Source organism: Amycolatopsis halotolerans (assembly GCF_042647905.1).
In the GTDB taxonomy this organism is placed as follows: Bacteria; Actinomycetota; Actinomycetes; order Mycobacteriales; family Pseudonocardiaceae; genus Amycolatopsis; species Amycolatopsis halotolerans.
Genome location: NZ_JBHRWI010000058.1, coordinates 1 through 24,418 on the forward strand (window position 1 = coordinate 1; position 24,418 = coordinate 24,418).

Consider the following 24,418-nt stretch of genomic DNA (forward strand, 5'->3'; position numbering starts at 1 on the left):
GACGACACGCACCCCGCCCAGCCCTACTGAGAAAACCTCAATGTGGCATTGGGTGCGTGGGATGCACCGAATGCCGCATTGGGTGCGTGTGACGCACCCAATGTGGCGTTGGGGCGCATCGCGGCGGCGGCGGCGGGCGCGCGGGCGGGCACGGGCGAGTGGGCGAGCGGGCGGGTGGGCTGTGAAGGGCTCCTTGAGGGAATCTGGGTACGTGAAGGGGCCCCTCACGGCGCGAGAATCCGTGAGGGGCCGGTCGAGTGCCAACTAAGGTCGTGAGGGGAACCCTGAGGGAATCAGAGTCCCTCAGGGTTCCCCTCACGGACGAACCGAACCCAAAAGCGGAAAGGAGGCTTACGGAAGGACCAGTCCGTAGGCGCTCAGCGCGGCAGGAACCGGCTGGAAGAAGGTTTCTCCGCCGGAGTTGCAGTCTCCGCTGCCGCCCGAGGTGAGGCCGATCGCGGTGGCTCCGTCGAAGAGCGAGCCGCCGCTGTCGCCGGGTTCTGCGCAGACGTTGGTGTCGATCAGGCCGTTGACGGCGCCTTCCTGGTAGTTCACCGTGGCGTTGAGCGCGCTGACGGTGCCGTCGTGCACGCCGGTGGTCGAGCCGCTGCGGGTGACGGTCTCGCCGACCGTTGCCTCGCCGGCGGCGGTGATCTGCTGGCCGGTGTTGACGGCGCTCGGGGCGTCCACGCCGGAGTCGTAGGTAGCATACGAGTAGTCAGTGCCGGGGAAGTTCGCTCCGGACGTGCTGGCGATGTGCTGCGAGTTGCCTTGGTCGGACCACCAGTCGTTGGTCGCGACGCCGCAGTGCCCGGCGGTCAGGATCGCGGGCTGGCCGCTCGAGGTGTGCACGTTGAAGCCCAGCGAGCAGCGCAGGCCCTGGCCCCAGATGGCGTCGCCGCCGCTGATCAGGGGGCGCAGTTTGCCCTTCGTCTGGGCGAAGCGGGCCTTGTCGCCGAAGCGGTGCACGGCGTTGGTCACCTGGGCGAGCTTGGCTCCGGTGACTGACGAATCGGCGGTGACGAACACCTGGCCGGTTCGCGGGTCGACGCGCCAGGCGGTGCCGGGGACGCTGGCCGTACGGGCAAGTTCCGACGTGACGGCTTTCAGCTGGGACGCACGGTATTTCACGAACTTCGGCGTCGCGCCGGCCGCGCGGACCTGGTCGGCGGCGGCCTGGTCGGTGACGGTGACGGTCAGGCGCGAACTGGCCTGGTCGTAGTACGAGCCCACGGTGCGGTCGCCGAGCGACTTCGCGATGCTGGCGGACATGGCGGTCGCGGCTCTCGCGTTCGACGGTGCCGTGGACGGCTGGGCAGCCGCGACGCCCGAGGCGGCGAAAACTGATCCAGCGGCCAGAACCGCCGCGGCGAAGGCGATACCGCCGCGTCCGCCATGTCTTTGACTGAGTGCTGGGATCATGCACATCTCCGTTTCTTGCGAATAGGACGATGGCGCACCGCGGTCAGCTAATGCGGGCGCAATTCGCAGTTTAGGGATCCTTGGCAATCGCTTATACCCACGAAAGTCGCGAATCCCGTTCGGCTTTGCTGTCCAGTGGCGCCGCCCGTCCGCTGAACGGAAGTCCGAACTCGCCGCATCCGATCCCATTGCGGCTCGTTGAACAGCGCGGACGCCGAAGCGGAACGACGTATTCCGCGTTCGGTTCATCCCGGTAATCGACGTTCGTGCCGTGCCGCACGGTTCGGCGTCCGGGGCGTATCCCTCCTTTCGACGGTGTTCGGACTCCGGCGGCCCTGGGACTCTGTGGTTTCCATAGCGGGCCCGGCGCCCGCGAAAGTGGTCCCCCCGGCCGTATCCCCGGCCGAACTCCTGCCACTCCCGCGATTGGCGGGATTGGTTGCTATGGAAGGGAAAGCGATGCGGAAAATAATGCTGGCGGTGATGGGCGCGGCCGCGCTGCTGTTCGGAGTGGCCGCACCGGCGGTCGCGGCGCAGCCGGCCATCATCGGAGGCAGCGACGCCAGCGAAACCTACTCGTTCATGGTGTCGCTGGACAACGGTTGCGGCGGAAGCCTTGTCGCGCCCCAGTGGATCATCACGGCGAACCACTGCGGCCAGGCGTCGACGGCGCGGATCGGCGCCATCGACATCAACGCGGGCGAGGTCGGCCAGATCGACAACGTGATCACCGACCAGGGCACCGACCTCACCATGATGCACCTGAGCCAGCCCGCTCAGTCCGCTCCGGTCGCGATGGCGCAGAGCAACCCGTCGCCGGGAACGGGCGCGCGGCTGCTCGGCTGGGGCTGCACGAGCTGGCCCAACTGCCAGACGGCGCAAACCCTGCAGCAGATCGACCTCCAGGTCCTCGACAGCAACGCGTGCTCGGCGGGCGGCGGCGGCGCGGGCGACGTCTGCATCTCCGGCGACTACGGGCATTCCGCGTGCCACGGCGATTCGGGCGGCCCCGCGATCGTCGGCACCACCGGGAACTGGACGCTGGTAGGCGAAACCCACGGCCCCGGCGACAACGGCGGCGAATGCGCCACCACCACCCTCTACACCGGCATCGCCCAGTACATGTCGTGGATCCAGCAGCAGATCGGAAGCTGAACCCTGTCCCGGAAAACCTCTTTCGGAGAGGAAAAACCATGACCCTGCAACGCTTTGGCCGGCTGGCCGCAGGCGCGGCCGCCGCGTTGGTGCTGCCGCTGACCGGAGTCGGGACGGCCTCCGCCGCGCCGCTGGACGCGGTGGAGCTGTACTACGACGCCAGCGGTCTGCCCGACTACCAGGCCGAGGCCACCCAGGCCGCGGCGAACTGGAACACCTCGGTGCACAACGTCCACCTCAACAGCGGCGGCGCCGCGACCATCATCATGCACGAAACCACCGGCGGCGGTTCCTACACCCAGACCGACGGGCACGGCACCGGCGACATCTACATCGACACCCAGCAGGTCGCCGAGGGCAACGACCCGACCCGGATCATCGCCCATGAGATCGGCCACAACCTGGGCCTGCCCGACCACTACGAGGGACCGTGCTCGGAACTGATGTCCGGGCACGGACCGGGAATCACGTGCAAGAACGCGATGCCGGACGCTCAGGAATCCGCACAGGTGGAGCAGAACTTCGCCAACGGGTTCGTGACCGTTCGCCTGCCTGAGAAGCAGATCTTCCGCTGATACGCCGACGCTCGCCGGGAGCGCGGTGCTTCCGGCGAGCGTCGCCGTGCCCGGGAACCTCAGGCCCGGGGCTCAGGAGTGGCCGCGGGCGAAGTCGAACTTCGCTTGCCTGGCAAGCACATCTACGCCGAGACGCCGATGCTCGCCGGAGGCGCACTGCTTCCGGCGAGCATCGGCGTGGCACACCACCAAGACCAGTACTCAAGCCCGGGCGACCTCGACGTCGTCGAGGACCCCCAGCGCGTCCGGCACGAGGACCGCGACGGAGTGATACGCACTGACCAAATAGGACGACACCGCGCGGTCGTTGATGTGCATGAAGCGCACGTTCAATCCCGGCCGGTATTCGTCGGCGAGGGATTTCGGCCGCAATCCGATGACGCCGGCGTCGTCTTCCCCGACGCGCATCGCGAGCACCGAGGTGGTGCCTGCCTCGCTGACCGGGATTTTGTCGCACGGCAGGATCGGCACCCCGCGCCACGCGGTGACGCGTTTCCCGTCCACCACGACCGGCTCCGGATAAACGCCGGCCCTCGTGCATTCCCGGCCGATAGCCGCGATCGCCCGCGGATGCGCGAGGAACAGCCGCGTTTTGCGCCGTCGGCAGAGCAGTTCGTCCAGATCGCCCGGCGTCGGCGGGCCGGTGCGGGTGGTGATCCGGGATTTGAGGTCGGCATTGTGCAGCAGCCCGAAATCGGGGTTGTTGATCAGCTCGTGTTCCTGCCGTTCCCGCAATGCCTCCACGGTGAGCCGCAATTGCTGTTCGAACTGGTCCATCGGGTCGTTGTAGAGATCGGTGACGCGGTTGTGCACCCGCAGGACCGTCTGTGCCACCGCGAGGTCGTACTCGCGCGGCGAGGGTTCGTAATCGACGTAGGTGCCGGCGAGGATCGGTTCGCCGTCGTGCCCCGCCGACAGGTCGATGCTCGCTTCCCCCTTGCGGTTCTGCGGTTTCCGCGGCCGGGACACGGCCTGCGCCACGTGCGCGCGCAGGGAGTCGAGCCTGCCGTTGAGCCGGGCGTACGAGCCGGCCGGCAGCACCAGCGCGACCACCCTCGTCGCGGCGCGGGCGGTGAAACCCCAGGTGGCGTCGTCCCCGGCGAGGAGTTCGCCGCCGAAATGGTCGCCGTCGGTGGCGGTGCCCAGGTGGATCTCCGCGCCGAAGTCCCCCGCGCCGTGCCGGGTCACCTTGCCGTGCACGACGAGCACGAGCTGGTCCAGCGACTCCCCGGCCGAGACGAGCGTGCTGCCCGCCTCGTATTCGCGCTGCTCGAACGCGTCGGCCAGCGCGCCGAGCGCCGTCTCGTCGGCGAACCCGCGCAGCAGTTCGATCTCGGTCAGCTCGAGGGGGACGACCTGCACCCGCGCCCCGGTCTGGAAGTAGCTCACCTTGCCGTCGCCGACGGTGTAGGCGAGCCGCCGGTTGACCCGGTAGCTGCCGCCGGGCACCTCGACCCACGGCAGCTGCGACAGCAGCCACCGCGTGGTGATCGAGCGCATCTGCGGCAGCGACTTGGTGGTCGTGGCGAGGGTGCGGGCCGCCTTGACGCCGAGGGAGAGCTGCTCCCGTTGTTCCGTGATCGGCACCGGGCTCAGCCCTCCCGGCCGATTTCGGCGGCTTCGAGCACGGCGAGCGCGTCCGGGACGAGGACGGCGGCGGAATAGTAGGCCGAGACCAGGTAGGACAGGATGGCCTGCTCGCTGATGCCCATGAACCGCACGTTGAGGCCCGGCTGGTATTCGTCCGGCAGCCCGGTCTGGTGCAGCCCGACGACGCCCTGTGCCTGCTCGCCGGTCCGCAGCAGCAGGACCGAGCTGGTGCGCGTGTCGGTGACCGGGATCTTGTTGCACGGCAGGATCGGCACGCCGCGCCACGCGGGCACCTGGTTGCCGCCGAGGTCGACCGAGCCGGGGTAGATCCCGGCCTTGCTGCATTCCCGCCCGAACGCGGCGATCGTCTTCGGGTGCGCGAGGAAGAAGCCGGGGTCCTTCCACACCAGCGAGAGCAGTTCGTCGAAGTCGTCCGGCGTCGGCGGGCCGGTGCGGGTGGGCACCCGCTGGTCGAAGTCGGCGTTGTTCAGCAGCCCGAAGTCCGAGTTGTTGACCAGCTCGTGCTCTTGCCGCTCCCGCAGCGCCTCGACGGTGAGCCGCAACTGCTGCTCGGTCTGGTTCATCGGCTCGCTGTAGAGATCGGCGACCCGGCTGTGCACCCGCAGCACGGTCTGCGCGACGCTCAGCTCGTACTCGCGCGGGGACGTGTCGTAGTCGACGAACGTGCCCGGCAGCAGCGGTTCGCCGTCGTGCCCGGCGGAAAGCGCGATCTCGGCCTCGCCGTGTTCGTTGCGGGCCGTGTCTCCGCCCGCGAGGAAGGCTTCGAGGTGCGCCCGCAGCGTTTCCGAGCGGTTCAGCACGCCTTCGAACTCCTGGCGCGACAACGTCAGCACGGTCGCGGAGGTGACCGCCTTGGCGGTGAACTCCCAGATCCCGTCCGAGCTGGTGAGCACGTTCTCGCCGAAGTAGTCGCCGTTCAGCAGCGTGCCGAGGACGGTCTGGTCGCCGTAGGCGCCGACGCCCGCTTTCGTGATCTTGCCGTGCGCGATGAGGAAGACCTGGTCGGCGCGGCTGCCGAATTCGGCCAGCACGTCGCCCGGCTGGTACTCGCGCTGCTCGAACCGCCCGGCGAGCTCGGACAGCGCCGCTTCGTCGTCGAATCCGCGCAGCGGCGCTAGTTCCCCGAGCTCGGGCGGGATGACGCGGACCTCGGAGCCGCTGGTCACGAACGTGACCCGGCCGTCGCCGACGGTGTAGCTGAGCCGCCGGTTGACGCGGTACGTGCCCGCGGACACCTCGACCCACGGCAGCACCTTCAGCAGCCACCGCGAGCTGATGCCCTGCATCTGCGGCACGGACTTCGTGGTCGTGGCCAGCTGCCGCGCCGCCGCGCGGCCTAGGCTCAAGGGTTCCCGGTCTTCCACGTCCGCGGAGTCGACCGGATCGGTGACAGTCACAGCGAAACCACCTTGTCTGGGTAGCGAGCCTGAGTAACGAGCCTGGGGTCAGGAATCTGGGATCAGGAGCCGTAGCGAGGGTTCGTGGCGTGCCATTCGAAGCCGCCGCCCATCCAGTCGCGGACGCCGGCGAGGAAGCGCTGCAGTTCCGGCGACGGGATCGAGAGCAGGGCGCGGTGCCCTTCCTCGAACTCGCGCACGATCTTGTTGTGCAGCGCGACTGTGGTCTCGACCGCCTCGGAGACCGGGCAGTTCCGGTCGGCGGCGATCTGCAGCACCATGTTGCAGACCGGGTTCTCGTCGGCGGCGTCCTTGGCCACCGAATGGAGGTCGTTGACCAGGACCGTCGCGGTGCCCGCGCGCATCATCTCCTCCCGCACGCGCGGGTCGTAGTAGAACGGCGCGGGCAGTTCGTACCCGCCGACGGCGTCGATGAGGGTCATCGAGGTGTAGAAGCTGTCGTGCTGGCGGGCCGCCAGGTACTCCCAGGCCGGGGGATAGCGGCCGGTGTGGCGCCACGCGGCGTAGGCGCCCCAGATCGCGAACATGGCGAAGGTCGAGTAGCAGACCCGCTGGACCAGCACCGGCGAACCGTGCCTGCCCAGATGGTCGACCGCGGAGCGGAACCCGACCCGGATCGGATCGGCCCGCAGCGCCTCCTCCAGCGGCTCGGAGAACTCGCCGGCGGGCGCGACCGGGTCCATCGCGGCCATCACCAGCGCCAGCCGCGGCGGGAGCTCGGTCGGCGAGGCGCCGAGGGAACTGTCGTCGGCGTAGTAGTCGTCGGCCGCCCACCACACGGCGTTGAGCTGCGCGGCGATCAGGAGCCGGTCGGGATCGGAGGAATCGGGGTGGGCCAGCGTCACCAGCCTGCCGAGCGTGGCCCGCGCGATCTGGTCCAGCCCCTCTCCCTCGAACCCGCAGTCCGCCGCCCACGCGACGAGCCGCCGGTCGACCTCCTCGGCGAGCGGCTCGTCCGCCCGCCGCACGGCCGGGCAGTACAGCGGCGACGCGCTGCCGTCGCCCCATTCCCGTTCCGCGTACGCCGGATCCTGGTCGGGCGACGGCGCGGACCGCGGCGCGAACTGCTCCGCGATCCGTGCCGCCGAGGTGCCGAGGCCGAGCGGGCCCGCCGCGAACGCGAGGTCCGGGCGGACCGCTGCGATTCCGGACATGCCGTCCCGCCCGGTCAGACGCGGTCGGCGGCGATGAGCAGGTAGTGGAAGCTGCCCTCGCGATAGGCGGTCAGGAACGGCCCCTCGATGCCGGTCGCGACGGACGACTGCTCGCGCAGCTCCCAGTACGGGATCGTCGCCTCGGTGAGGTCGACGACGGTGATCGGGACGAAACCGTTGTCGGTCAGGGCTTTGAAATAGTCGCCGCGGGCGTGGATATTGCAGATGTAATGCTGGTCGATCTGGCTCACCGCGCGCGAACGCCCGCCGGTCAGGTCGTTGTAGCAGCCGGTGATGGTGACGAATCGGCCACCGGGCGCGAGCTGTCGCGCGTGTTCGGCGAAGAGCTGATGCAGATCGACGTACATCGTGCTTTCGTTGTTCCAGATTCCGGCGAAATCGCCGCTTTCGAATCCGGTGTCGAGCATGTTCCGGAGATGATATTGCACCGCGCCGTCTATTCCGCGCAGCCGCGCCTGTTCATTGGCGAATTCGACCTGCTGCTCGGAAATGGAGATCCCGTCCACCCGGCAGCCGAACCGCTGGTGCGCCTGCACGCTCGTGCCGCCGCGCCCGCAGCCGGCGTCCAGCAGTCGTGCGGTGGGCCCGATGTCTCCCAGGTGCTGCAACAGGAACTGCGACTGCGCGGTCTCCAGCCGGTGCATTTCGGCGATGATCGCCTTGTCGCGCTCCTCCCCGCGTCCGTCCAGGACGGACGGATCGTAGTCGCCGATGCCGTAGTGGTGGTGGTAAAGCCCGTCGACGTCGCCGAGGCGCAGGTTGACCGGATCCTTTTCGGCATTCCAGTAGTCGGCGACCGACTGCTGATACGCGGTGCGGGCAACCGGACGGGCAACAGACGTCATCATGTACTCCCTTTTCGGACCGCAATTTCCGGTCGGCGCGCGGTGAACTGTGCCGTCCCGCTCCCGGCTGGCGCGGGGCGGTCGGCATTTCTCCCTCTGCGGTCCGAGGCTAGCGAGGATTCTTTTCCCCGGACAAGACGATTCGCGGGAATTCACTCGCGGGCTGGCGCGAGTCGTTTCGCGTGCCTCTTCTGGCCTAGGAAGCCACTCCCGCGAGGTGTTCGCGCGCCGGTCGCCGGGGCACGAACGATGCCGCCGCGGACACGGGAGGATGACGACGGGCAACAGCCTGTGGGCGATCCCGGCGGACGGGTGACGCCTGATGGGCCTAAGCGGTTCCGGGCACCGGAACTCCGGGGGCGGTGCCGGTCCCGGGCGTGACGGCTCCGGGACCGGCTCGGCTGTCAGGCGGTCCGGGAGGTCAACTGAAGGAGGACGACCCCGCCGAGGATCAGCGCGAGCGCGAGGATCCGCGGGAGGCTGACGGGTTCGCGGAGCCAGAAGATCCCGACGACAGCCGTGCCGACGGCGCCGATCCCGACGAACACCGCGTACGCCGTCCCGACCGGAACCGTCTTCATGCCGACGTTCAGCACGTACAGCACGAGGACGGTGAGCACGCCGCAGGCGAGCGTCGGGACGAGCTTGGTGAAGCCGTCGGTGAGGCGAATGCTGTGCGCCCAGGCGATTTCGAGCAGCCCGGCCGCGAACACGGCGATCCAGCCCATCGTCAGGCCTCGTCGAGTGCTGCGCGGACGTCGGACGGCAGGGCGAGTTCCCGGGCGGCGACGAGGTCGGCGAGGTGGTCCGGGTTGCTCGTGCCCGGGATGACGGCGACGTTGGGCGCGAGGTCCAAGAGCCAGGCGAGGGCCAGCGTCGCCGCCGATACGCCCAGTTGCCGCGCGTGCTTCGCCAACGGCGATGTCACCTTGGCGAGTGCTCCGTTGCCGAGCGGGCGGAACGCCAGATACGGGATCCCGGCGGCGGTCGTGGCGTCGAGAACGTCCCGGCCGCCGGGGTGTCCGACGTGATACTCGTTCTCCACGGACGCGATCGTCGTGACCGCGCGCGCCTGGTCGAGCAGGTCGAGCGTGACGTTCGAGATGCCGACGTGTTCGAGCAGGCCCTCGTCGCGGAGTTCGGCGAGCGCGCCGACGGTGTCCGTCCACGGCACGGTGCTGTCGGGCATGAACCTGGCGTGCACCAACGGAAGCCGTTCGACGCCGAGCTGCCGGAGGTTGTCCCGGACGGCCGCTTTGACCGCTTCCGGTGTGGCGTCGGCGACGAACCCGCCGTCGGGACTGCGGCGCGCGCCGACCTTGGTGGCGATGAGCAGGTCGTCCGGATAAGGCCGGAGCGCCTCGGCGAGCAGGCGGTTCGCGACCTCGGGTCCGTAGTAGCCGGAGGTGTCGATCAGCCGGATCCCCGCCTCGACGGCCGTGCGGACGGCTGCCTTGGCGCGCTCCGGGTCGGCCGGTTCGCCCATGGCCTTCGGCCCGGCGAGCTGCATGGTCCCGTAGCCGATCCGGCCCGCGGTGCGGCCGGCGAGCGTGAACGAGTGCATGGATCTGCCCCCAATCGGTCATGTGGACACTGTGTCCACTTATGACTGTACTCGATCCGGACACGCTGTCCAGATACAGTGACGGGGTGAACAGCAAGCCAGTCACCGAGCGGGCGGACGCCGCGGCGAACCGGCAGCGGATCCTCGCCGCGGCCGAGGACCTGTTCGCCACGAAAGGCCCGGACATCACGATGGGCGACCTGGCGACGGCGGCGGGAGTCGGCCGGGGCACGCTCTATCGCCGCTACGACAGCGTCGCCGCCGTGGCCGTCGCGCTGCTGGACGAGCACGAGCGCCGGTTGCAGGAGGCGATGCTGTCCGGGCCGCCGCCGCTCGGGCCGGGTGCTGCTCCCCGGGAACGGCTGGTGGCGTTTTACGACGCGATGATCGATTTGCTCGAGCGGCATTTGCCGTTGGCGCTGGGTGCGGAAACCGGGGCTCGGCGGTATCAGACCGGGGCGTACGGGTTCTGGCGGGTTTTCGTGGCGGCGCAGGTGCGGGAGGCGGGGCTGCGGGACGAGGCGCTGCCGGACGTGCTGCTGGCTCCGCTGGCGCCCGATCTGTACCAGAATCAACGGCATGAGCGGGGAATGTCGGTTGCGGCGGTGAAGAAGGCGCTCCATCGGCTGGCTTTCGCGCTGCCGTCGGAGTGAGGTGTGCGCTGCGGCGGATTGACTGGTTTGTCCTGTGCCGCAGGCGATTGAACGGGCCAGTGCGGAGCAGCTGCCTCGCGTCCGTCCGGAAAGGACGCGGCTGGACAACCCGGAATCGGCGGAAGCGGAGTAAATTCGCCGGATGGACGGGCGCACGCCGATGCGGATCGGCTGGATCTGCCTCGCGGCGGTCAGCGCGGGGATCCTCGGCTTCGGGATCGTGGTCGCCGTCGCGCCGCCCGCCGGGGACTCGCTGCTGTACCGCACCGACGCGCTCGCCACCGCCGGGCTCGGGCTGTTCGGCGGGCTGACCGCGGTGATCCCGTTCCGCGCGGGCGAACCGTGGGCGTGGTTCGCGCTGTGGTTCTACCCGGTGTTCTGGCTCGCGCACCTGATCTTCCGGCTGCCGCCAGGGACCGATCGCGTGCACCAAATCCTGTTCATCGCGTTGTCGCTGGCGGGGTTGCTGGTGCCGGTCCGGTCGTTCTTCCGGGCGCCGGCCGAGGGGCAGCACGCTCGCCGGTAATCCGCAAACGCGCACGGTGGCGCGTCCGCCGTGTCATTATTCCGGCGTGTCCACCAGAAAGCCCGTTGCGGCAAGGGATTCCGCCCGGAAAACGACTCCGGCGAGCGGTCGCGTGATCGCGCTGCGTGCCGGGTTGTGCTGGCTCGTCGTGCTGGTGGCCGGCGGCGCGGCGGCGGTGGGGTTCGTCAGCACCAGCTCGGTGGCGTCCGCGGCGGGCTTGCTCTTCGGGCTCCTGCTCGCCGCACTGGCGACGTCGGCGGTGTTCATGTTCTCCGGCCGCGGCTGGTTCCTCGTCGGCGGCTTCCTGCTGACCGCGTTCTACCTGGTCTGCGTCGGGGTGACGGCGGTCGGCTACCTCGCGGCGAACGGCGACCGGTACCGCGCGGTCGCAGTGTCGTCCGAATGCCACCACGTCAAGGGTGGCACCGCCTGCAGCGCGCGGGTGAACCGGCCGGACGGCACGCTGCTGGCCGAGGACCTTTCGGTGAAGTCGCGAATGAAACCCGGCGAGACGGTCGACGTCGTCGAGGACCGGGCGGGCATCGTGGCGACCCATCGCGCGGACGAACTGGACCCGGAGGCGCTGCCGGTCGACCTGGGGTGGCTGGGCGCGTCGGCGGCGCTGCTGGCCGGATTGTTCGGATGGAGTGCGTGGCTGGGATTCCGGAAGCCGCTGCCCATCGCGCGCGGTCGCGGGTCGCGCAGGTAGCTCGGTTGCTGAACAAACCGGACCTGGCCGCCCGCGGGCGGATCAGCTGACGCGATTGAATCCAGGCTCCGGTTGGCGGCTCTCGAGGATTTTTCCGATTTTTTCCGCCTTTCCGGGAAACCCCGCGGCCGGGACAGCGGTGTCCCGGGACATGGAACAAGCGGCCGATCCCGGACCTGCGCCGAGGTACTGTCAGCCCGGAAAATCGCGGAAAGCGCGCACCGAAGGGCCGTTTTCGTGGATGCGACGGATCAGGGTGACTCATGAACTGCTGCGCGCCGAAATACGCCATTCTGGACTTGGACGGGACTCTCCTTCCCGGGCACACTTCGAGGCATTATCTGCGGGTTCTGGTCGACGACGGCACCTGCGACCGGCAAGCGGGGCTGTCCTGCCTGGACGCGATCGACCAGTTCGCCGCGGAGGAGAAAGCGCCGCTCGGGCTGATGGACGAGATCTACCGGCTGTACGCGCTCGCGATGAAAGGCGCGTCGGTCGCGCAGGCCCGGTTCGCCGCGGAGAAAACCTGGCGGGCGAGCCGGGGGAAACTGTTTTCCTTTGTTCCAGAACTGCTTTCGCTGCTGCGGGCGAGCGGATACCGGATCCATCTGCTGTCGGGGAATCACGATTTCCCGGTGCAGGAGGCGGCGATCGACCTCGGGCTGTCCGGCGGGCACGGCGCCGTCGTGGAAGTGGCCGACGGCAGGTTCACCGGACGGCTGCTGTCCGCCCCCGGCGCGGCCGGGGGCAAGCTCGCCTTCGTGCGCTGCCTCGCCGAAGCGGCCGGGTTCGACGAGGAGAACTTCCTCGCGATCGGAAATTCCGCCTCGGACGCGGAGATCTTCCCGTGCGTGGGCAAGGCCGTGGCCTTCGAACCGGACGCGGAGCTTCGGCGGCTTTCGGCCGGACAGTCGTGGCACGTCGTCGACCGGCGCACGATCCTGCGGGTCTGCGAGCGAGTGGTCGCGGGCGAAGAAGCCGCGTGACCGGCCTGGCCGCGTCTCTCCGGGGTGGCAAGACGGTGTGCCCGCAGCACATTCGTGAGCGGTTTCGGGCTCGGCGAGCGGATCTGGTTGCGGGGCAACGCGATCACGCTGGATGACGCAGGTCGGGCTCGAATTCCCGGCTCGGTTCCGCCGGTCGTCGGCCCGGGTGCCGCTGTGTTCGCCGCCGGAAAGTCAAGGCCCTGTCCCGAGCGCTGGAACAATGCTCTGCGTCCCCGTTTGGTCGCTCGCCGTCTACTGAGTGCTGGTATCGTCTTTCGGCGGAGACGCGGCGGTCGCCGGAACGGATTCCGCCGGTGCTCCCGCTGTCGGCACGAACGGCGCCACCACTCCCGCCGTCGTGGCCGGCTCGGTCGCCAGCGGCTTCGAAACGGATTCGCCCGCCGATCGCGGGGTGCCGGGGCGGAAGCGGCGGCACCGCCCGGAATCCGCCGGCCCGCTCCGGCGGAAACGCCGGAGTGCCCGGAATATTCTCGGGCCTGGTCGATTGTCCGCCGGATTTCCGCCGGGTTCTTCCCCGGACGAAAAGCGATGGGATGCGCGATTGTCACAGTCCGCGAACACAGCGGCGCGCGGATGCATTATCGCGACGCAGCGTGACCGGTCGGGCCCGGTTCGGGGGACGGGCTGGTCGTCCGGCGAGGCGAGCAGGCCAACCCGTTGCGCCACTGGGGCGATCTGTTTCAGTGAACGGGTGCGTCCGGTTGTGCCGGACGCGCTCCTGGGCAAGCATGAAGGCGCAGAGTGTCCGGCGCGAGAACAGGACTGCGGCGGGAAAGACGCCGGTGGCGAACGAATCGGGCGGCGGCGAGGCGCGGTGCCGCCCGCGAGCGGCGGAGGGTGTCGGGACCGCACAGGACGGCGGTCGCGCAGCGGTGCCGGGGCGGCGGCCGCGCGCGGGGGCACGGCTCCCGGCGGGCCTGGTGACCGCCGGACGGCGCGTGCGCACGAGGACTGGTGGAATCGGTGGAGGTTGCGGTCGTGACTATGAGCGACGATAGCGGGCGTTGGGCCTGTGCGAGCGTGGTGCCGAGCAGGCCGATTCCGCGCGCGCTTTCGATCCTGAGCGCTATTCGCGATTCGGGCGGGATCGAAACGCTGAGCGAGATATCGCGGTCGACCCGGCTGCCGAAAAGCACGGTGCACCGGCTGCTGGCCGAGATGCAGGGATACGGAATGGTCGTGCGGGACGGATACCATTACCGGCACGGGGAAGCGGTGTGCCGGCTCGCGAGACCCGGTTCCACGCAGGAACTGCAACGTCTTCGAAGAGGCATTCTCCCGTCCCTGATCGAAATTCACTGGCGGACCGGCTACATGGTCGGCCTCGGCGTCGCCAGCGGCAATGTCGTCGATTTCGTGCACCTGATCTACAGCAGCGGCTACTGTTCGCTGGCCGAGCGCATCGAAAACGATTCGCAACTGGCCGGCAGCGCGGCCGGACGGGTGCTGATGGCGTTCGACCCCGGTCTCGCCCAGCGGTTCGCCGTGTTCGCGGGCCACCGGAGCGAGAACGAGAACGGCGGCGGCCTCCCGGCGTGGCTGAGCGCGGAACTGCGCGAGATCCGGCGGCGCGAGGTGTCGTTCAACCCGCGGGTCCCCGGCGCGCTGATCGCCGCCGCGGTCCCCGTCTTCAACGTGACCGGGACGGCGGTGGCCGCGCTGAGCGTGGCGGCCCCGCGCCGGGTGTTCAATTCCCGGGAAGCGCATTCGTCGCTGCAGGCGACCCGGACGACGGCGCAGCGCATCCTCCGCGAAACCGTGGCGGCCGATTGGCGGAGCGCGAGATCCGGCCGTCCGGTGGGATAGCCGCGGCGCCGGAGGCGTCCGGAAGGCGGAATGTCCTGGGGGAGACGGCGCAATTTTTCGGGCGTGCGCCGAGCGGTCGGTGCCGGTGGCGCGGTTTTGCTGTGCCACGCGGGCTTTCGGCGAGACGCCGCTGACGGGTTCTGGTCGCGTCGTCGTGCGGTAGCCGGCGGTGGCGAAGGAGAGGGGAGCTTGCGGCACCGCACGGGGTTTCGGTTCGTTCTCGGCTGATCGGCGCAAGTCCTGCCGTCCCGCGAGGCGTCGGCGGGTCTGCCGGACGGCGGGAAAGCGGCCGCGATCCCGTTGTGCCGGAGGGGTTTTCCGCCCGTCTTCCCCTGATCGGCGCAGGACGTGCCAGCGGGCGGAGCCACGACCTGCTCGCCGAACCCGCGCGAAGGGCCGCAGCGCCTTTTGCCTTGGGACCAAAGACTCCCGCGTCGCGGACGTCCTCCCGCAGTGGGGCCGGGGCGCGGCGGCCTAGCGTCGGCCGCTGGATTGTCGGTGACCGGCCGGAGGAGGCATGTGATGGACGAGGAGCGGAAGGCCCCTTCATCGGGGGCTGCCCGCCGCGGGCTCGCTGAACGCGGCAAGCACGGCGCCGTGCTCTGCCTGCGAGCCGGAAAACAGGGTGCGGGCAAGGGGAACCGGGAGCAATGGCGGTGAGCCGGCCGGTGGTCGTCGGGGTCGACGGGTCCGCGACCGCGCTCGCGGCGGTCCGCTGGGCGGCGGTCGAGGCCGGGCGGCGCGGGACCGGGCTCGTGGTGTTCCACGCCGAACTGTGCGACGACCCGGACCTCCTGCCGCACGGGAAACCGCCCGGCGACGCCGAACTCCTGATGGAGCCCGCGCGCCGGTTGCTGCGCCAGGCGGCGGAAACCGCCCGCCAGGCCGCGCCCGCGGTCCCGGTGCGGATGTGCGTCCGGCTCGGGACCGCGGCCGAACTGCTGGCCGCGCTGTCCGACGAAGCCGGGCTGCTCGTGCTGGGCGCGCACGGGCTCGGCGGGGCGCGCGGCGGCGCGATCGGGTCGGTGGCGCTGCGGGCGGCCGCGTCCGCGCGCTGTCCGGTGGTGGTGATCCGGGGCAGCGCGGCGGTGGACGGGCCGGTGGTGGTCGGCCTCGACGATTCCGACGGCGGCGAGCGCGCGCTCGCTTTCGCCTTCGACGCCGCCGTTTCGCGCGGGACCGGGCTCGAGGCGGTGCACGCGTGGCACGACGGCCGCCCGGGCCGGGAAGCCGGGTTGCGGGAGCAGGTGGCCGCGTGGTCGCGCAAGCATCCGGTCGTGCCGGTGCGCGTGCATGTGGTGCGGGTGCGTTCGGCGGCGCGGGCGCTGTCCGGGATTTCCGCCGGTGCGCAACTGATCGTCGCGGGGGCCAGGGCGCGCGGCCCGGTGGCGGTCGGGCTGCTCGGTTCGACCGGGTACTGGCTGCTGGCGCACGCGGCGTGCCCGGTCGCGGTGGCCCGCTGAGCCGAGTCCGCTGTGGACGGTCGACCCGGGCGCCAGGGGCGCGGCCCGCCCGGTCGGTGACTTTCGGCCTCCGGCTTCGGGCAGTCCGGCAGCGTCGCGGCGGCGGCCGGAAGCGGTTTCCTGAAGAGGCGACACCGTTCCCGAGAGAGGAGTGCGCAATGACGTCACTGTTGCCCGGTTCCCGGATGGCGCTGCCGAACATCGCCGCCTGGCTCGACCGGCCGTGGCCGTTCGCCGACCACAACCCGGTGCGGATCGAGGAGTACACCGACGGCGGGACTTACACCGTCCGCGCCGAACTGCCGGGATTCGACCCGGAGAAGCACATTTCCGTGACGACGCACGACGGCATGCTGACCGTCGAGGCGGACCGCGAGGAGCGCAAGCACCTCGACGGCCGCAGCGAATTCGCCTACGGCAAGTTCAGCCGCACGGTCCACTTGCCCGCCGGGGCGGTGACGGCGGAGGTGGCCGCGCGCTACACCGACGGAGTCCTCGAGATCTCCATGCCGCTGGCTGGGCAGCCGCACGAGAAGCAGATCAAGATCGAGGTCGAGTAGGGCGACCCGTCTGTCCAGTGTGGACAGACGGAGCGCGGGTGACTGAGGCGTGCCGAAACCGGGCGGAGGCGAGGAGCGGACCATGACCGCCGCGAACGAACGCGAGATCGTCGTCGGCGCGGACGGCTCGGCGGGCAGCGCCGCGGCGGTGCGGTGGGCGCTGTCCGAGGCGGCGGCGAGCGGCCGGACGGTCGCGGTGCTGCGCGCCTGGACCTTCGACCCGCTCGCGGACCTGGAGTCGGCGGTCGCGCGTTCGTACGGGGAGATCGCGTCCCGGTACCGGCACGAGCTGGACGTCACCGTCGCCAGAGCGTGTCCCGACGCGGATCTCGCCAAGGTGCGGACCGGCGCGATCGACGGCGCGCCCGGCCCGGCGCTGGTCCGCGCGTCCGCGGGCGCGGCGATGCTGGTGCTGGGCAGCCACGGGCACAGCCGGGTGCTGCACCTGCTGGTCGGCTCGGTCTCCGAGTACTGCCTGCGGCAGGCGTACTGCCCGGTGGTCATCGTCCCGGCCCGCTCGGCCGAAGAACGCGGACCGCTGCCGGACGCTCGTCCCGATCCCCTGCTGTGAGGAGCCCGAGATGAGGAGAACCCGCCAGGTCCGCGCTGTGATGACGGCCGACGTCGCCGTAGTCGAACCGTACCTGCCGGTCGAAGCCGCCGTCGCCGTGCTGGAGCGGCGGGGCGTGGGCGGCGCGCCGGTGGTCGGCGAGGACGGCCGGGTTCTCGGCGTCGTCACGCGCGGCGATTTGGCGAGGCGGCGGCCCGGCCGTCGCCTCGGACGCCTCGCCTGGCGCGGAGCCGGTGCGGTGGCCGAGGTGATGTCGACGCCGCCGGTGACCGTCGGCGCGGACGACGACGTCGTGTGCGCGGTCCGGCGGATGAACGCCAGCCGGGTGCGCCGCCTGCCCGTGCTCGGCGTCGGCGCCAGGCTGGCCGGGATCGTCTCGCACGGCGACCTCGGGCGGGTTTTCCTGCGGCCGGACGACGAGATCCGGGACGAGGTGCGCGACGAGGTCCTGGACCGGGAGCTGTGCGTCGACCCGGCGTCGCTGGACGTCGCGGTGCGCGACGGCGTCGTGTCGCTCACCGGCACGGTCGAGCGCCGCAGCGTCGTGCCGGTGATCCCGGTGCTGCTGGCGCTCGTCGGCCGCGTGGACGGCGTGGTGGCGGTGAAAGAGCATTTGCGGGTGGGAGTGGACGCCCGGATCGTCCTGGCCGACGAACCGGCCGCGGGCGCGGTGCCCGGGTGACCCCCGTTCCCCGTCGCCCGACGGGAAGAGCGGCCACTGTCCTTTGCGGACGGTGGCCGTTTCCCGTTCCGGGCGGCGACCGCGTCCGTCCGCCGCGGCACGGGGAACGGTCCGGCCCCCGCTCGGGACCCGGACCGAAGAGCACCCGCCCGACCGCTTCGCCGGAGATGCGCTTTCGTCCCTGGGGGAAGGGACTTCGGCCCCTGCTGGACCGCTCCCGGATAGGCCACCGTGGACCCGGTTGCCGGAACCGGCGGCGGGAAGGGGAGGCGGCGGTGTCCCGGAAGAAGCCCGGCAGCGCGGTGCTGGTCGGGGTCGACGAGTCGGAGGCCTCGCTCGCGGCGGTCCGCTGGGCAGCCGCCGAAGCGCTGCGCCGCGACTGCCTGCTGCAGCTGTTCCAAGCGGGAACCGCGGCGGCGGACCAGGAAGCGCGCGAACGGTTCGCCCGCGCGCACCGCTGGCTGAGCCGCGCCGCGCAGGTCGCGCAGGAGTCGGCGCCGGGAGTGGCGACCCAGCCGCTCGTCCGGGCCGGGCTGGCGGTCGATTTGCTCGTCGAGAGGTCGCGGTCGGTGTCGCTGGTGGTGCTCGGTTCGCACGGGCTCGGCGGGCTGCGCGGGGCGGCGATCGGCTCGGTCGCGTTGCGGGCGGCGGCGAGCACGCATTGCCCGGTGGTCGTCGTGCGCGGGCGCGCGGTGCGGGGCGGGGCGGTCGTGGTCGGGGTGGACACCGACGAACGCGTCGGGGAATTCGCTTTCGAGGCCGCCGCGAACAGGCAGGTGCCGCTCATCGCGGTGCACGCCTGGCGGTCCGAGGGGCCCGGCCGGGCCGCGGCGGAGGACCGCGCGCTGCGGGAGTGCACCGCCGCGTGGGCGGACAAATACCCGGAAGTCCCGGTGCGGATCCGGGCGGTGCGGGAGCGTTCGCCAGGGCGGGCGCTGCTGGCCGTGGAGGGCGCGCAGTTGCTCGTGATCGGCAGCCGCGGCCGGGGTCCGGTCGCCGGCGGGCTGCTCGGGTCCACCGGGAACCGGCTGCTCGCGCACGCGGCGTGCCCGGTCGCCGTCGTCCGAGGGGCGCTCCGATGAGAGAACGAGGGAAAGCCTTGCGAGCACAGGACATCATGACCCGGCCGGTGGTCAGCGTCGGCCCGGGTTTCCCGGTCGGGGACGCCGTCGCGCTGCTGGCCGAACACGCCTTCGCGGCGCTGCCGGTAGTCGACCACGACAACCGGGTACTCGGCCTTTTCACCGAAACAGACGCGTTGGCCGGCATCCGGACGGGCGATCCGGGACTGCGCGTGCGCACCGTCATGACCGCCCCGGTCGACCCGATAGACCTCGAAGCCGACCTCGCGGCCATCGCCGTCCGCATGCTGGCCGACCGGATCCGCAGCGTCCCGGTGACCGACCGCGGCGAGCTGGCCGGGATCGTGAGCCGCCGGGACCTGCTCGCCCCGCTCGTCCGCCGGGACGACGCCATCGCGTCGCGGCTGCGCACGCTGCTGAGCGACTACGCCGGGCACCGGAACCACTGGGAGGTCTCGGTCGCGGGCGGGGCTGTCACGATCCGCGGCACGTTCTCCGACGAAGCCGAGCGGCGGCTCGTCAAAGCTCTCGCCCTGACCGCGGAAGGCGTTGTCGCGGTGGAACTTTCCCCGTCGCGGTGATCCGCCCGGACCGAGGAGGAAGCGATGCGCGCACAGCCCGGCGACTGGCTGGTGGTGAAGAGCGTCCGGGCGGAATTCCCGGACCAGCACGGCCGCATCGTCGCGGTCGGGACCCCGGACGGCGGCCCGCCGTTCACCGTCGCGTGGTTCCTCGGCGGCTACGTCTCGACGATCTACCCGGGCCCGGACGCGGTCGTGCTCACCGAGGCCGAGCGGAACGCCCCTGCGCCGAACGGCGGAGCGGCCCCGCGTCCCCGCCGCGCCGGGAACCGTCCCCGGCGCGGCACTGAGGACGTTGGTCCCTCGCGCCGGTGACTCCGGACCGGCGTGCCCGGTCCGCTCCGTCGCCTACTTTCGAGCCAGTACCAGGGAAAGGACGGGTCTGATGCGCGCACGCGATCTGATGTCCTCGCCTGCGGAGACGGTGCGTCCGTGGACCTCCGCCGACGAGGCCGCCGGGATTCTGGCCGAACGCGGCTTCCCCGCCTTGCCGGTCGTGGACGACGACGGACGGCTCGTCGGCATCGTCACCGAAGCCGACCTCGGCCGCGGCCGGGCCCAGGGACAGCCGACGGCGAGGCGGCGCCGTCCATACCACCCCGGCGCGATCGAGACGACCGTCGGCGCGGTGATGACCTCGCCCGCCGCCGGGATGCCGCCGGGGGCCGACCTCGCCGACGTCTGCCGGGAGCTGGTGGACGCGCAGAGCCAGGCGATGCCGATCGTAGAGTCCTCCCGGGTCGTCGGGATCGTGACGCGCGGCGACGTGGTCCGCGTGCTCGCCCGCGCCGACACCGCGATCGCGGCGGACGTGCGGCACCGGCTCGAGGTCTACGGCGGGACCGGCCGCTGGAAAGTCGAGGTGCACGAAGGGATCGTGCGCATCACCGATCGGTACGACGACGAAACCGACCGCGACGTCGCGACGCTGCTGGCGCTCGCGGTGCCCGGCGTGGTGGGCGCGGGCCCGGCGAGCGACGGGACGGGCAGATGACCGGCCGGAACCGCACGGTCCTCGTCGGGATCGGCGGATGGGACGGCGCGGCCGAAGCGGTCCGGTGGGCCGCCCGGCTCGCCGCGGGCCGCGACCTCGAACTGGAGCTCGTGCACTGCCTGCAGACCGCGGTGCCCGCCGGATTCGCCGGGCCCGGCCCGCTTTTCGAGGACGCGCCGTCCGACGGCGGGCTCCTCGCGCCCGTCGGGGAGGACCTGGCGGCCGACGCGCTCCGCGTCCGCAACGAGGTCTACACCGATTCCGCGCCCGCGCTGCTGATCGACCGGTCCCGGGACGCCCGGATGGTCGTGCTCGGCCGCACGGGGACCGACGGGTTCACCGGCATGCTCGCCGGTGCGGCGACCGCGGCGGTCGTGAGCAACGCGGGCTGCCCGGTGGCGGTGGTCCGCGGCCGCCGCGGCGACGGCCCGGTCCCGCCCGACGGGCCGATCGCGGTCGGCGTCGACACCAGCCCCAACAGCGAGGCGGCGATCGCGGCGGCGTTCGAGGAGGCCAGTTTCCGGCGCGTCCCGCTGGTCGCGGTGCACGCCTGGGCCGACGTCGTGTGCGACGCGATCGAGCGCACCGCGCGTCCGGTGCCGGAACGGGAAACCCGCCGCCAGCCGGTCGAGGAGCGGCTGCTCGCGCACCGGCTCGACGGCTGGCAGGAGAAATACCCCGACGTCGAGGTGCACCGGAAGCTGGTCCGCGACCGGCCGCGGCAGGTGCTGCTCGACGAGTCGGAGCGGGCCCAGCTGATGGTCGTCGGCAGCCGCGGCCGGGGCGGGTTCGCCGGGATGCAGCTCGGGTCGACCGCCCAGGCGCTGATCCACCACGCCTCGTGCCCGGTCCTCGTGGTGCGGCCGGAGGCGCGGCGCTGACCGCCGGACGCCTGGCGAAAGGACAACAGCCGCGGAAATCCGAAAAATGCCCGGACGGAGCAACCGGGGAATTCCGCGCCGGGCGCTTCGATGATCAGGATTTCCGCCGGAGGAACCATTCCGCCGCTGTTCGCGCCCGCCCGCCAGTGCGGGCCGACCACGCCGTTCGACCTTGTGGCGCAGCGCCGGACGCGCCGCTGCCGCCGGGCGGGCACGGCGATCGCGAAGGCCCGGCCCGGCACGTTCACGACGCTTTTCCCGCACGATTTACCCCGCGAAGAGAGAACCCGGCACGCCTGTTTTCCCGTGCAGCGCCGGAAATCGCCGCCGGTCCCTTTTCGCGCGCTTGACGGCCCCTCGCGCGAGCCGGAAGACTGAATTCCCAGTGGCGCCGCGCGGACGGGACGGCGGCGCCGGACGGGCAGGAGCCGGGGTGAACCAGCGGGACACACCCGAAGAAGCGAGGTTGACGTTCCCCGATCAGCCGAGGATGGAACTGGACCAGCTCCTCGGCGAGCTGGTGGAGCGCGCGCAGGAGGTCATCAGCACACAGGGCAGGCTGCGCGGGCTGCTGCGCGCGACCCAGTCCATCACCGGCAGCCTCGCGCTGCCCGCGCTGCTGCGCCGGCTCGTGGAGTCCGCGTGCGAACTGGTCGGGGCGCGGTACGCGGCGCTGGGCGTGATCGGGCCGGACGGGCGGTTCGTCGAGTTCGTGCACACCGGGATGGACGCCGAGGCTGCCGCGCGGATCGGCAGGCTGCCCGAGGGCAAAGGACTGCTCGGCGCGGTCGTCGACGATCCGCGGCCGATCCGGCTCGCCCGGCTGCCGGACGATCCCCGTTCGGACGGGCTTCCCGAGGGACATCCGCCGATGACGAGCTTCCTCGGCGTTCCGGTGCGGGTGCGCGGCGAGGTGTTCGGCGGCCTGTACCTCGCCGACGCGGAGCGGGGCCGGTTCCGGGAGGAAGACGAGCAGCTGGCGCTCGCGCTCGCCGCGGCGGCGGGCAGCGCGATCGAGAACGCGCGGCTGTACGAGACCGCGCGGAACCAGCAGGAGTGGCTGCGCGCGTCCGCGGCGGTCACCCGGGAACTGCTGTCGGCGGACCTCGGCGATCCGCTGGGCCGCGTCGTGGACTACGCGCGGGCGCTCGCGTCCGCGGATCTGGTTTCGGTCACCCGCAGGGCGGAGCGGGAGGGCTACCTCTTCGTCGAACGCGCGGTCGGGGCGGGCGCGGAGCAGCTGGCGGGCCGGGAACTGCTCACCGAGTCCACGGTGGCCGGCACGGTGTTCGCCAGCGGCGAGCCGAGGATCGGTTCGTGGCCGGACGAGCTGTCGCGGCTGTCCGTGCCGTCCGTGCTGAGCCTGAACCTCGACTCGGTGATATTGGTGCCGCTCGCCGGGAACGGGACGGTGGCCGGGGTGCTGACCGTCTCCCGGCTGGCCGGGCGCCCGGCGTTCACCGCCGACGACCTGGAGATCGCGGCCTGGTTCGCCGACCAGGCGGCGGTGGCGCTCGAACTGGCGCGGGCGCGGGCCGAACGCGAGGACGCCGCGCTGCACGACGAACGGGACCGGATCGCGGCGCGGCTGCACAGCGAGATCCTGAACCGGCTCTACTCCACCGGATTGTCGCTGCAGACCACGGCCGGGCTCGCCAAGTCGGCGGTGGTCGCGACCCGGCTGCGCGAGACGATCGCCGACCTGGACGACGTGATCAATCACGTGCAGCAGACCGTTTTCCGGCTCGACGACGTCGTGGCGCCCGGCCCGGAGCCGATCCGCGACCAGGTGCTGCGGGTGCTCGCGCAGGCACGCGAGGAACTCGGGCTGGCGGTGTCCACGCAGCTGACCGGGAAACTCGACCCGGTGCCCTCGGACGTCGTGGTGCCGCTGCTCGCCGACGCGCTGCGGCTGGTCGCCCGGCACACCTCGGCCGACGCGGTGGAGGTCGAAATCCAGGCGGAAGAGGCGCGGACGACGGTGACCGTCCGGTACGAGGGCTCGGGCGACCTCGCCGTGTCCGCCGCGCCCGGGCTGGCCGCGCTGGCGGAGCAGGCGTCCCGCCGCGGCGGGACGCTGACCGTGGCGGGCGGTTCCCGGCTGAGCTGGTCCGTGCCGGTGAAAACCCAGTCGCCGCCGGGGGAATGAGGACTTCCGGCGCCGCCGGGGCGCGGCCGGCCGCCGTACCCTCGACACTCTCGACGCACGAACCAGCCCTAGGTGGGAGAAGGACCGATGCTGCGGGTATTCCTGGTGGACGATCACGAGGTGGTCCGGCGCGGGGTCGCCGACCTGCTGGAGGAGGACCCGGAGATCGCCGTGGTCGGCCAGGCGGGCGACGTTTCGCAGGCGCTGGCGCGGATTCCGGCGCTGCGGCCGGACGTCGCGGTGCTCGACGTGCGGCTGCCCGACGGCAACGGCATCGAGCTGGCCCGCGAACTGCGGTCGTGGTCGCCGGACCTGAAATGCCTGATGCTGACCTCTTACACCGACGAACAGGCGATGCTCGACGCGGTGCTGGCCGGAGCGGCCGGGTACGTGATCAAGGACATCAAGGGCCTGGACCTGATCTCGGCGGTCCGGGACGTCGGCGCGGGAAAGTCGCTGCTGGACGCGCACGCGGCCGCCGCGCTGATGGCGAAACTGCGCGACAGCGCGGAACAACAGCGGGGGCCGTTGTCCCAGCTGTCCGAACAGGAACGCACGCTGCTGGGGCTGATCGGGGAGGGGTTGACGAACCGGCAGATCTCCGAACGGATGTTCCTGGCGGAGAAAACGGTGAAAAACTACGTGTCGCGGCTGTTGACGAAGCTCGGCATGGAGCGGCGCACGCAGGCGGCGGTGCTCGCGACGGAACTGCGGGGACGTCCGCGTCGGCCGGGCGGCTAGCCGGCGAGCGGGTGCCGGGAACGGGGCCGGGCGTCCGTGAGGGGAACCCTGGGGGACTCAGAGTCCCTCAGGGTTCCCCTCACGGACTTCAGCAAACGGTCACTGGTCATAAAACGGGCATTCCGGCGGTACTGGCGTCCTTTGCGGACGGTCGACGGGCGTGGGCTGCGCAGGTTAGGTCCCTGGCGTTGGGTTGTGGTCCGTGAAGGACTCCTTGAGGGAATCAGATTCCGACTTGTATGTGGGGA

The 24,418-nt window shown here is 71.2% G+C and carries 26 protein-coding genes; 19 read left to right on the plus strand and 7 right to left on the minus strand.

Annotated elements, in window-relative coordinates:
- Positions 1-351 precede the first annotated feature (351 nt).
- Positions 352-1,422 carry a S1 family peptidase gene (locus ACFORO_RS38185; RefSeq protein WP_354742743.1) on the minus strand — a complete coding sequence of 357 codons (1,071 nt, stop codon included), beginning with the start codon at positions 1,420-1,422 and terminating at the stop codon, positions 352-354.
- A gap of 459 nt (positions 1,423-1,881) precedes the next feature.
- Here ACFORO_RS38185 and ACFORO_RS38190 point away from each other — a divergent pair, with 459 nt between their 5' ends.
- Positions 1,882-2,577, plus strand: a complete 696-nt coding sequence (locus ACFORO_RS38190) for a S1 family peptidase (protein ID WP_354742741.1) — start codon at positions 1,882-1,884, stop codon at positions 2,575-2,577.
- 38 nt (positions 2,578-2,615) lie between these two features.
- Complete coding sequence (locus ACFORO_RS38195; protein ID WP_354742739.1) at positions 2,616-3,152, plus strand: snapalysin family zinc-dependent metalloprotease; 537 nt, start codon at positions 2,616-2,618, stop codon at positions 3,150-3,152.
- A 201-nt stretch (positions 3,153-3,353) separates the two neighbouring features.
- Here the strand turns inward: ACFORO_RS38195 and ACFORO_RS38200 are convergent, their stop codons facing one another.
- From ACFORO_RS38200 to ACFORO_RS38225, 6 genes are all read right to left on the minus strand, one after another.
- Entirely contained in the window at positions 3,354-4,748 is a 1,395-nt protein-coding gene (locus ACFORO_RS38200; protein WP_377874069.1) for a family 2B encapsulin nanocompartment shell protein, read from the minus strand.
- Positions 4,745-6,160: a family 2B encapsulin nanocompartment shell protein gene (locus ACFORO_RS38205; RefSeq protein ID WP_377874068.1), complete on the minus strand. Its 1,416-nt coding sequence runs from the start codon at positions 6,158-6,160 to the stop codon at positions 4,745-4,747. Before ACFORO_RS38205 ends, ACFORO_RS38200 begins: the two co-directional genes overlap by 4 nt.
- 62 nt (positions 6,161-6,222) lie before the next feature.
- Entirely contained in the window at positions 6,223-7,335 is a 1,113-nt protein-coding gene (locus ACFORO_RS38210) for a family 2 encapsulin nanocompartment cargo protein terpene cyclase (protein ID WP_377874067.1), read from the minus strand.
- 14 nt (positions 7,336-7,349) lie between these two features.
- The gene (locus ACFORO_RS38215) at positions 7,350-8,201 is read right to left on the minus strand and encodes a geranyl diphosphate 2-C-methyltransferase (protein WP_354742731.1); all 852 of its coding nucleotides are present in this window, start codon (positions 8,199-8,201) and stop codon (positions 7,350-7,352) included.
- Positions 8,202-8,605: 404 nt separating this feature from the next.
- Positions 8,606-8,929: a DMT family transporter gene (locus tag ACFORO_RS38220; RefSeq protein WP_377874066.1), complete on the minus strand. Its 324-nt coding sequence runs from the start codon at positions 8,927-8,929 to the stop codon at positions 8,606-8,608.
- A 2-nt stretch (positions 8,930-8,931) separates the two neighbouring features.
- A complete protein-coding gene (locus tag ACFORO_RS38225) occupies positions 8,932-9,765 on the minus strand; it encodes an aldo/keto reductase (RefSeq protein WP_377874065.1) in 834 nt (277 codons plus the stop codon).
- A gap of 41 nt (positions 9,766-9,806) precedes the next feature.
- Between ACFORO_RS38225 and ACFORO_RS38230 the strand changes: the two genes are divergently transcribed.
- The 17 genes from ACFORO_RS38230 (at position 9,807) to ACFORO_RS38310 (ending at position 24,170) form a co-directional block, all read left to right on the plus strand.
- Complete coding sequence (locus ACFORO_RS38230; RefSeq protein ID WP_354742725.1) at positions 9,807-10,418, plus strand: TetR/AcrR family transcriptional regulator; 612 nt, start codon at positions 9,807-9,809, stop codon at positions 10,416-10,418.
- Between the two features lie 142 nt (positions 10,419-10,560).
- Positions 10,561-10,944 (plus strand): hypothetical protein, encoded by a 384-nt coding sequence (locus ACFORO_RS38235; protein ID WP_377874064.1) that lies wholly within the window; start codon positions 10,561-10,563, stop codon positions 10,942-10,944.
- A 46-nt stretch (positions 10,945-10,990) separates the two neighbouring features.
- Positions 10,991-11,653, plus strand: coding sequence for a hypothetical protein (locus ACFORO_RS38240; RefSeq protein ID WP_377874063.1), 663 nt, complete (start codon positions 10,991-10,993; stop codon positions 11,651-11,653).
- 263 nt (positions 11,654-11,916) lie between these two features.
- Positions 11,917-12,639 carry an HAD family hydrolase gene (locus tag ACFORO_RS38245; RefSeq protein ID WP_377874062.1) on the plus strand — a complete coding sequence of 241 codons (723 nt, stop codon included), beginning with the start codon at positions 11,917-11,919 and terminating at the stop codon, positions 12,637-12,639.
- Positions 12,640-13,644: 1,005 nt separating this feature from the next.
- Positions 13,645-14,466 (plus strand): IclR family transcriptional regulator, encoded by an 822-nt coding sequence (locus ACFORO_RS38250; RefSeq protein ID WP_377874061.1) that lies wholly within the window; start codon positions 13,645-13,647, stop codon positions 14,464-14,466.
- Positions 14,467-14,988: 522 nt separating this feature from the next.
- Positions 14,989-15,126, plus strand: coding sequence for a hypothetical protein (locus ACFORO_RS38255; RefSeq protein WP_377874060.1), 138 nt, complete (start codon positions 14,989-14,991; stop codon positions 15,124-15,126).
- On the plus strand, positions 15,117-15,929 hold the full coding sequence (locus ACFORO_RS38260) for a universal stress protein (protein ID WP_377874059.1): 813 nt from the start codon (positions 15,117-15,119) through the stop codon (positions 15,927-15,929). Before ACFORO_RS38255 ends, ACFORO_RS38260 begins: the two co-directional genes overlap by 10 nt.
- A gap of 158 nt (positions 15,930-16,087) precedes the next feature.
- Positions 16,088-16,489, plus strand: coding sequence for an Hsp20/alpha crystallin family protein (locus ACFORO_RS38265; RefSeq protein ID WP_377874058.1), 402 nt, complete (start codon positions 16,088-16,090; stop codon positions 16,487-16,489).
- An 82-nt stretch (positions 16,490-16,571) separates the two neighbouring features.
- On the plus strand, positions 16,572-17,060 hold the full coding sequence (locus ACFORO_RS38270) for a universal stress protein (RefSeq protein ID WP_377874057.1): 489 nt from the start codon (positions 16,572-16,574) through the stop codon (positions 17,058-17,060).
- A gap of 10 nt (positions 17,061-17,070) precedes the next feature.
- Positions 17,071-17,742, plus strand: coding sequence for a CBS domain-containing protein (locus ACFORO_RS38275; protein ID WP_377874056.1), 672 nt, complete (start codon positions 17,071-17,073; stop codon positions 17,740-17,742).
- Between the two features lie 275 nt (positions 17,743-18,017).
- The gene (locus tag ACFORO_RS38280) at positions 18,018-18,824 is read left to right on the plus strand and encodes a universal stress protein (RefSeq protein WP_377874055.1); all 807 of its coding nucleotides are present in this window, start codon (positions 18,018-18,020) and stop codon (positions 18,822-18,824) included.
- Positions 18,821-19,405, plus strand: coding sequence for a CBS domain-containing protein (locus tag ACFORO_RS38285; protein WP_377874054.1), 585 nt, complete (start codon positions 18,821-18,823; stop codon positions 19,403-19,405). The genes ACFORO_RS38280 and ACFORO_RS38285 overlap by 4 nt, the downstream gene beginning before the upstream one ends.
- 24 nt (positions 19,406-19,429) lie before the next feature.
- Positions 19,430-19,720: a DUF1918 domain-containing protein gene (locus tag ACFORO_RS38290; protein WP_354742701.1), complete on the plus strand. Its 291-nt coding sequence runs from the start codon at positions 19,430-19,432 to the stop codon at positions 19,718-19,720.
- A gap of 70 nt (positions 19,721-19,790) precedes the next feature.
- Positions 19,791-20,399: a CBS domain-containing protein gene (locus ACFORO_RS38295; RefSeq protein ID WP_377874053.1), complete on the plus strand. Its 609-nt coding sequence runs from the start codon at positions 19,791-19,793 to the stop codon at positions 20,397-20,399.
- The gene (locus ACFORO_RS38300; protein WP_377874052.1) at positions 20,396-21,280 is read left to right on the plus strand and encodes a universal stress protein; all 885 of its coding nucleotides are present in this window, start codon (positions 20,396-20,398) and stop codon (positions 21,278-21,280) included. Before ACFORO_RS38295 ends, ACFORO_RS38300 begins: the two co-directional genes overlap by 4 nt.
- 433 nt (positions 21,281-21,713) lie before the next feature.
- Positions 21,714-23,429 (plus strand): sensor histidine kinase, encoded by a 1,716-nt coding sequence (locus ACFORO_RS38305; protein WP_377896738.1) that lies wholly within the window; start codon positions 21,714-21,716, stop codon positions 23,427-23,429.
- An 87-nt stretch (positions 23,430-23,516) separates the two neighbouring features.
- Positions 23,517-24,170 carry a response regulator gene (locus tag ACFORO_RS38310; protein ID WP_377874050.1) on the plus strand — a complete coding sequence of 218 codons (654 nt, stop codon included), beginning with the start codon at positions 23,517-23,519 and terminating at the stop codon, positions 24,168-24,170.
- Positions 24,171-24,418: the final 248 nt, after the last annotated feature.

Excerpts from the sequence above, each read along its gene's own strand:
- ACFORO_RS38185 (WP_354742743.1), bottom strand. The coding sequence starts at position 1,422 with ATGATCCCAGCACTCAGTCAAAGACATGGCGGACGCGGCGGTATCGCC.
- ACFORO_RS38190 (WP_354742741.1), top strand. The coding sequence starts at position 1,882 with ATGCGGAAAATAATGCTGGCGGTGATGGGCGCGGCCGCGCTGCTGTTC.
- ACFORO_RS38195 (WP_354742739.1), top strand. The coding sequence starts at position 2,616 with ATGACCCTGCAACGCTTTGGCCGGCTGGCCGCAGGCGCGGCCGCCGCG.
- ACFORO_RS38210 (WP_377874067.1), bottom strand. The coding sequence starts at position 7,335 with ATGTCCGGAATCGCAGCGGTCCGCCCGGACCTCGCGTTCGCGGCGGGC.
- ACFORO_RS38215 (WP_354742731.1), bottom strand. The coding sequence starts at position 8,201 with ATGACGTCTGTTGCCCGTCCGGTTGCCCGCACCGCGTATCAGCAGTCG.
- ACFORO_RS38220 (WP_377874066.1), bottom strand. The coding sequence starts at position 8,929 with ATGGGCTGGATCGCCGTGTTCGCGGCCGGGCTGCTCGAAATCGCCTGG.
- ACFORO_RS38225 (WP_377874065.1), bottom strand. The coding sequence starts at position 9,765 with ATGCACTCGTTCACGCTCGCCGGCCGCACCGCGGGCCGGATCGGCTAC.
- ACFORO_RS38230 (WP_354742725.1), top strand. The coding sequence starts at position 9,807 with ATGACTGTACTCGATCCGGACACGCTGTCCAGATACAGTGACGGGGTG.
- ACFORO_RS38235 (WP_377874064.1), top strand. The coding sequence starts at position 10,561 with ATGGACGGGCGCACGCCGATGCGGATCGGCTGGATCTGCCTCGCGGCG.
- ACFORO_RS38245 (WP_377874062.1), top strand. The coding sequence starts at position 11,917 with ATGAACTGCTGCGCGCCGAAATACGCCATTCTGGACTTGGACGGGACT.
- ACFORO_RS38250 (WP_377874061.1), top strand. The coding sequence starts at position 13,645 with ATGAGCGACGATAGCGGGCGTTGGGCCTGTGCGAGCGTGGTGCCGAGC.
- ACFORO_RS38255 (WP_377874060.1), top strand. The coding sequence starts at position 14,989 with ATGGACGAGGAGCGGAAGGCCCCTTCATCGGGGGCTGCCCGCCGCGGG.
- ACFORO_RS38260 (WP_377874059.1), top strand. The coding sequence starts at position 15,117 with ATGGCGGTGAGCCGGCCGGTGGTCGTCGGGGTCGACGGGTCCGCGACC.
- ACFORO_RS38265 (WP_377874058.1), top strand. The coding sequence starts at position 16,088 with ATGACGTCACTGTTGCCCGGTTCCCGGATGGCGCTGCCGAACATCGCC.
- ACFORO_RS38270 (WP_377874057.1), top strand. The coding sequence starts at position 16,572 with ATGACCGCCGCGAACGAACGCGAGATCGTCGTCGGCGCGGACGGCTCG.
- ACFORO_RS38275 (WP_377874056.1), top strand. The coding sequence starts at position 17,071 with ATGAGGAGAACCCGCCAGGTCCGCGCTGTGATGACGGCCGACGTCGCC.
- ACFORO_RS38285 (WP_377874054.1), top strand. The coding sequence starts at position 18,821 with ATGAGAGAACGAGGGAAAGCCTTGCGAGCACAGGACATCATGACCCGG.
- ACFORO_RS38290 (WP_354742701.1), top strand. The coding sequence starts at position 19,430 with ATGCGCGCACAGCCCGGCGACTGGCTGGTGGTGAAGAGCGTCCGGGCG.
- ACFORO_RS38295 (WP_377874053.1), top strand. The coding sequence starts at position 19,791 with ATGCGCGCACGCGATCTGATGTCCTCGCCTGCGGAGACGGTGCGTCCG.
- ACFORO_RS38300 (WP_377874052.1), top strand. The coding sequence starts at position 20,396 with ATGACCGGCCGGAACCGCACGGTCCTCGTCGGGATCGGCGGATGGGAC.
- ACFORO_RS38310 (WP_377874050.1), top strand. The coding sequence starts at position 23,517 with ATGCTGCGGGTATTCCTGGTGGACGATCACGAGGTGGTCCGGCGCGGG.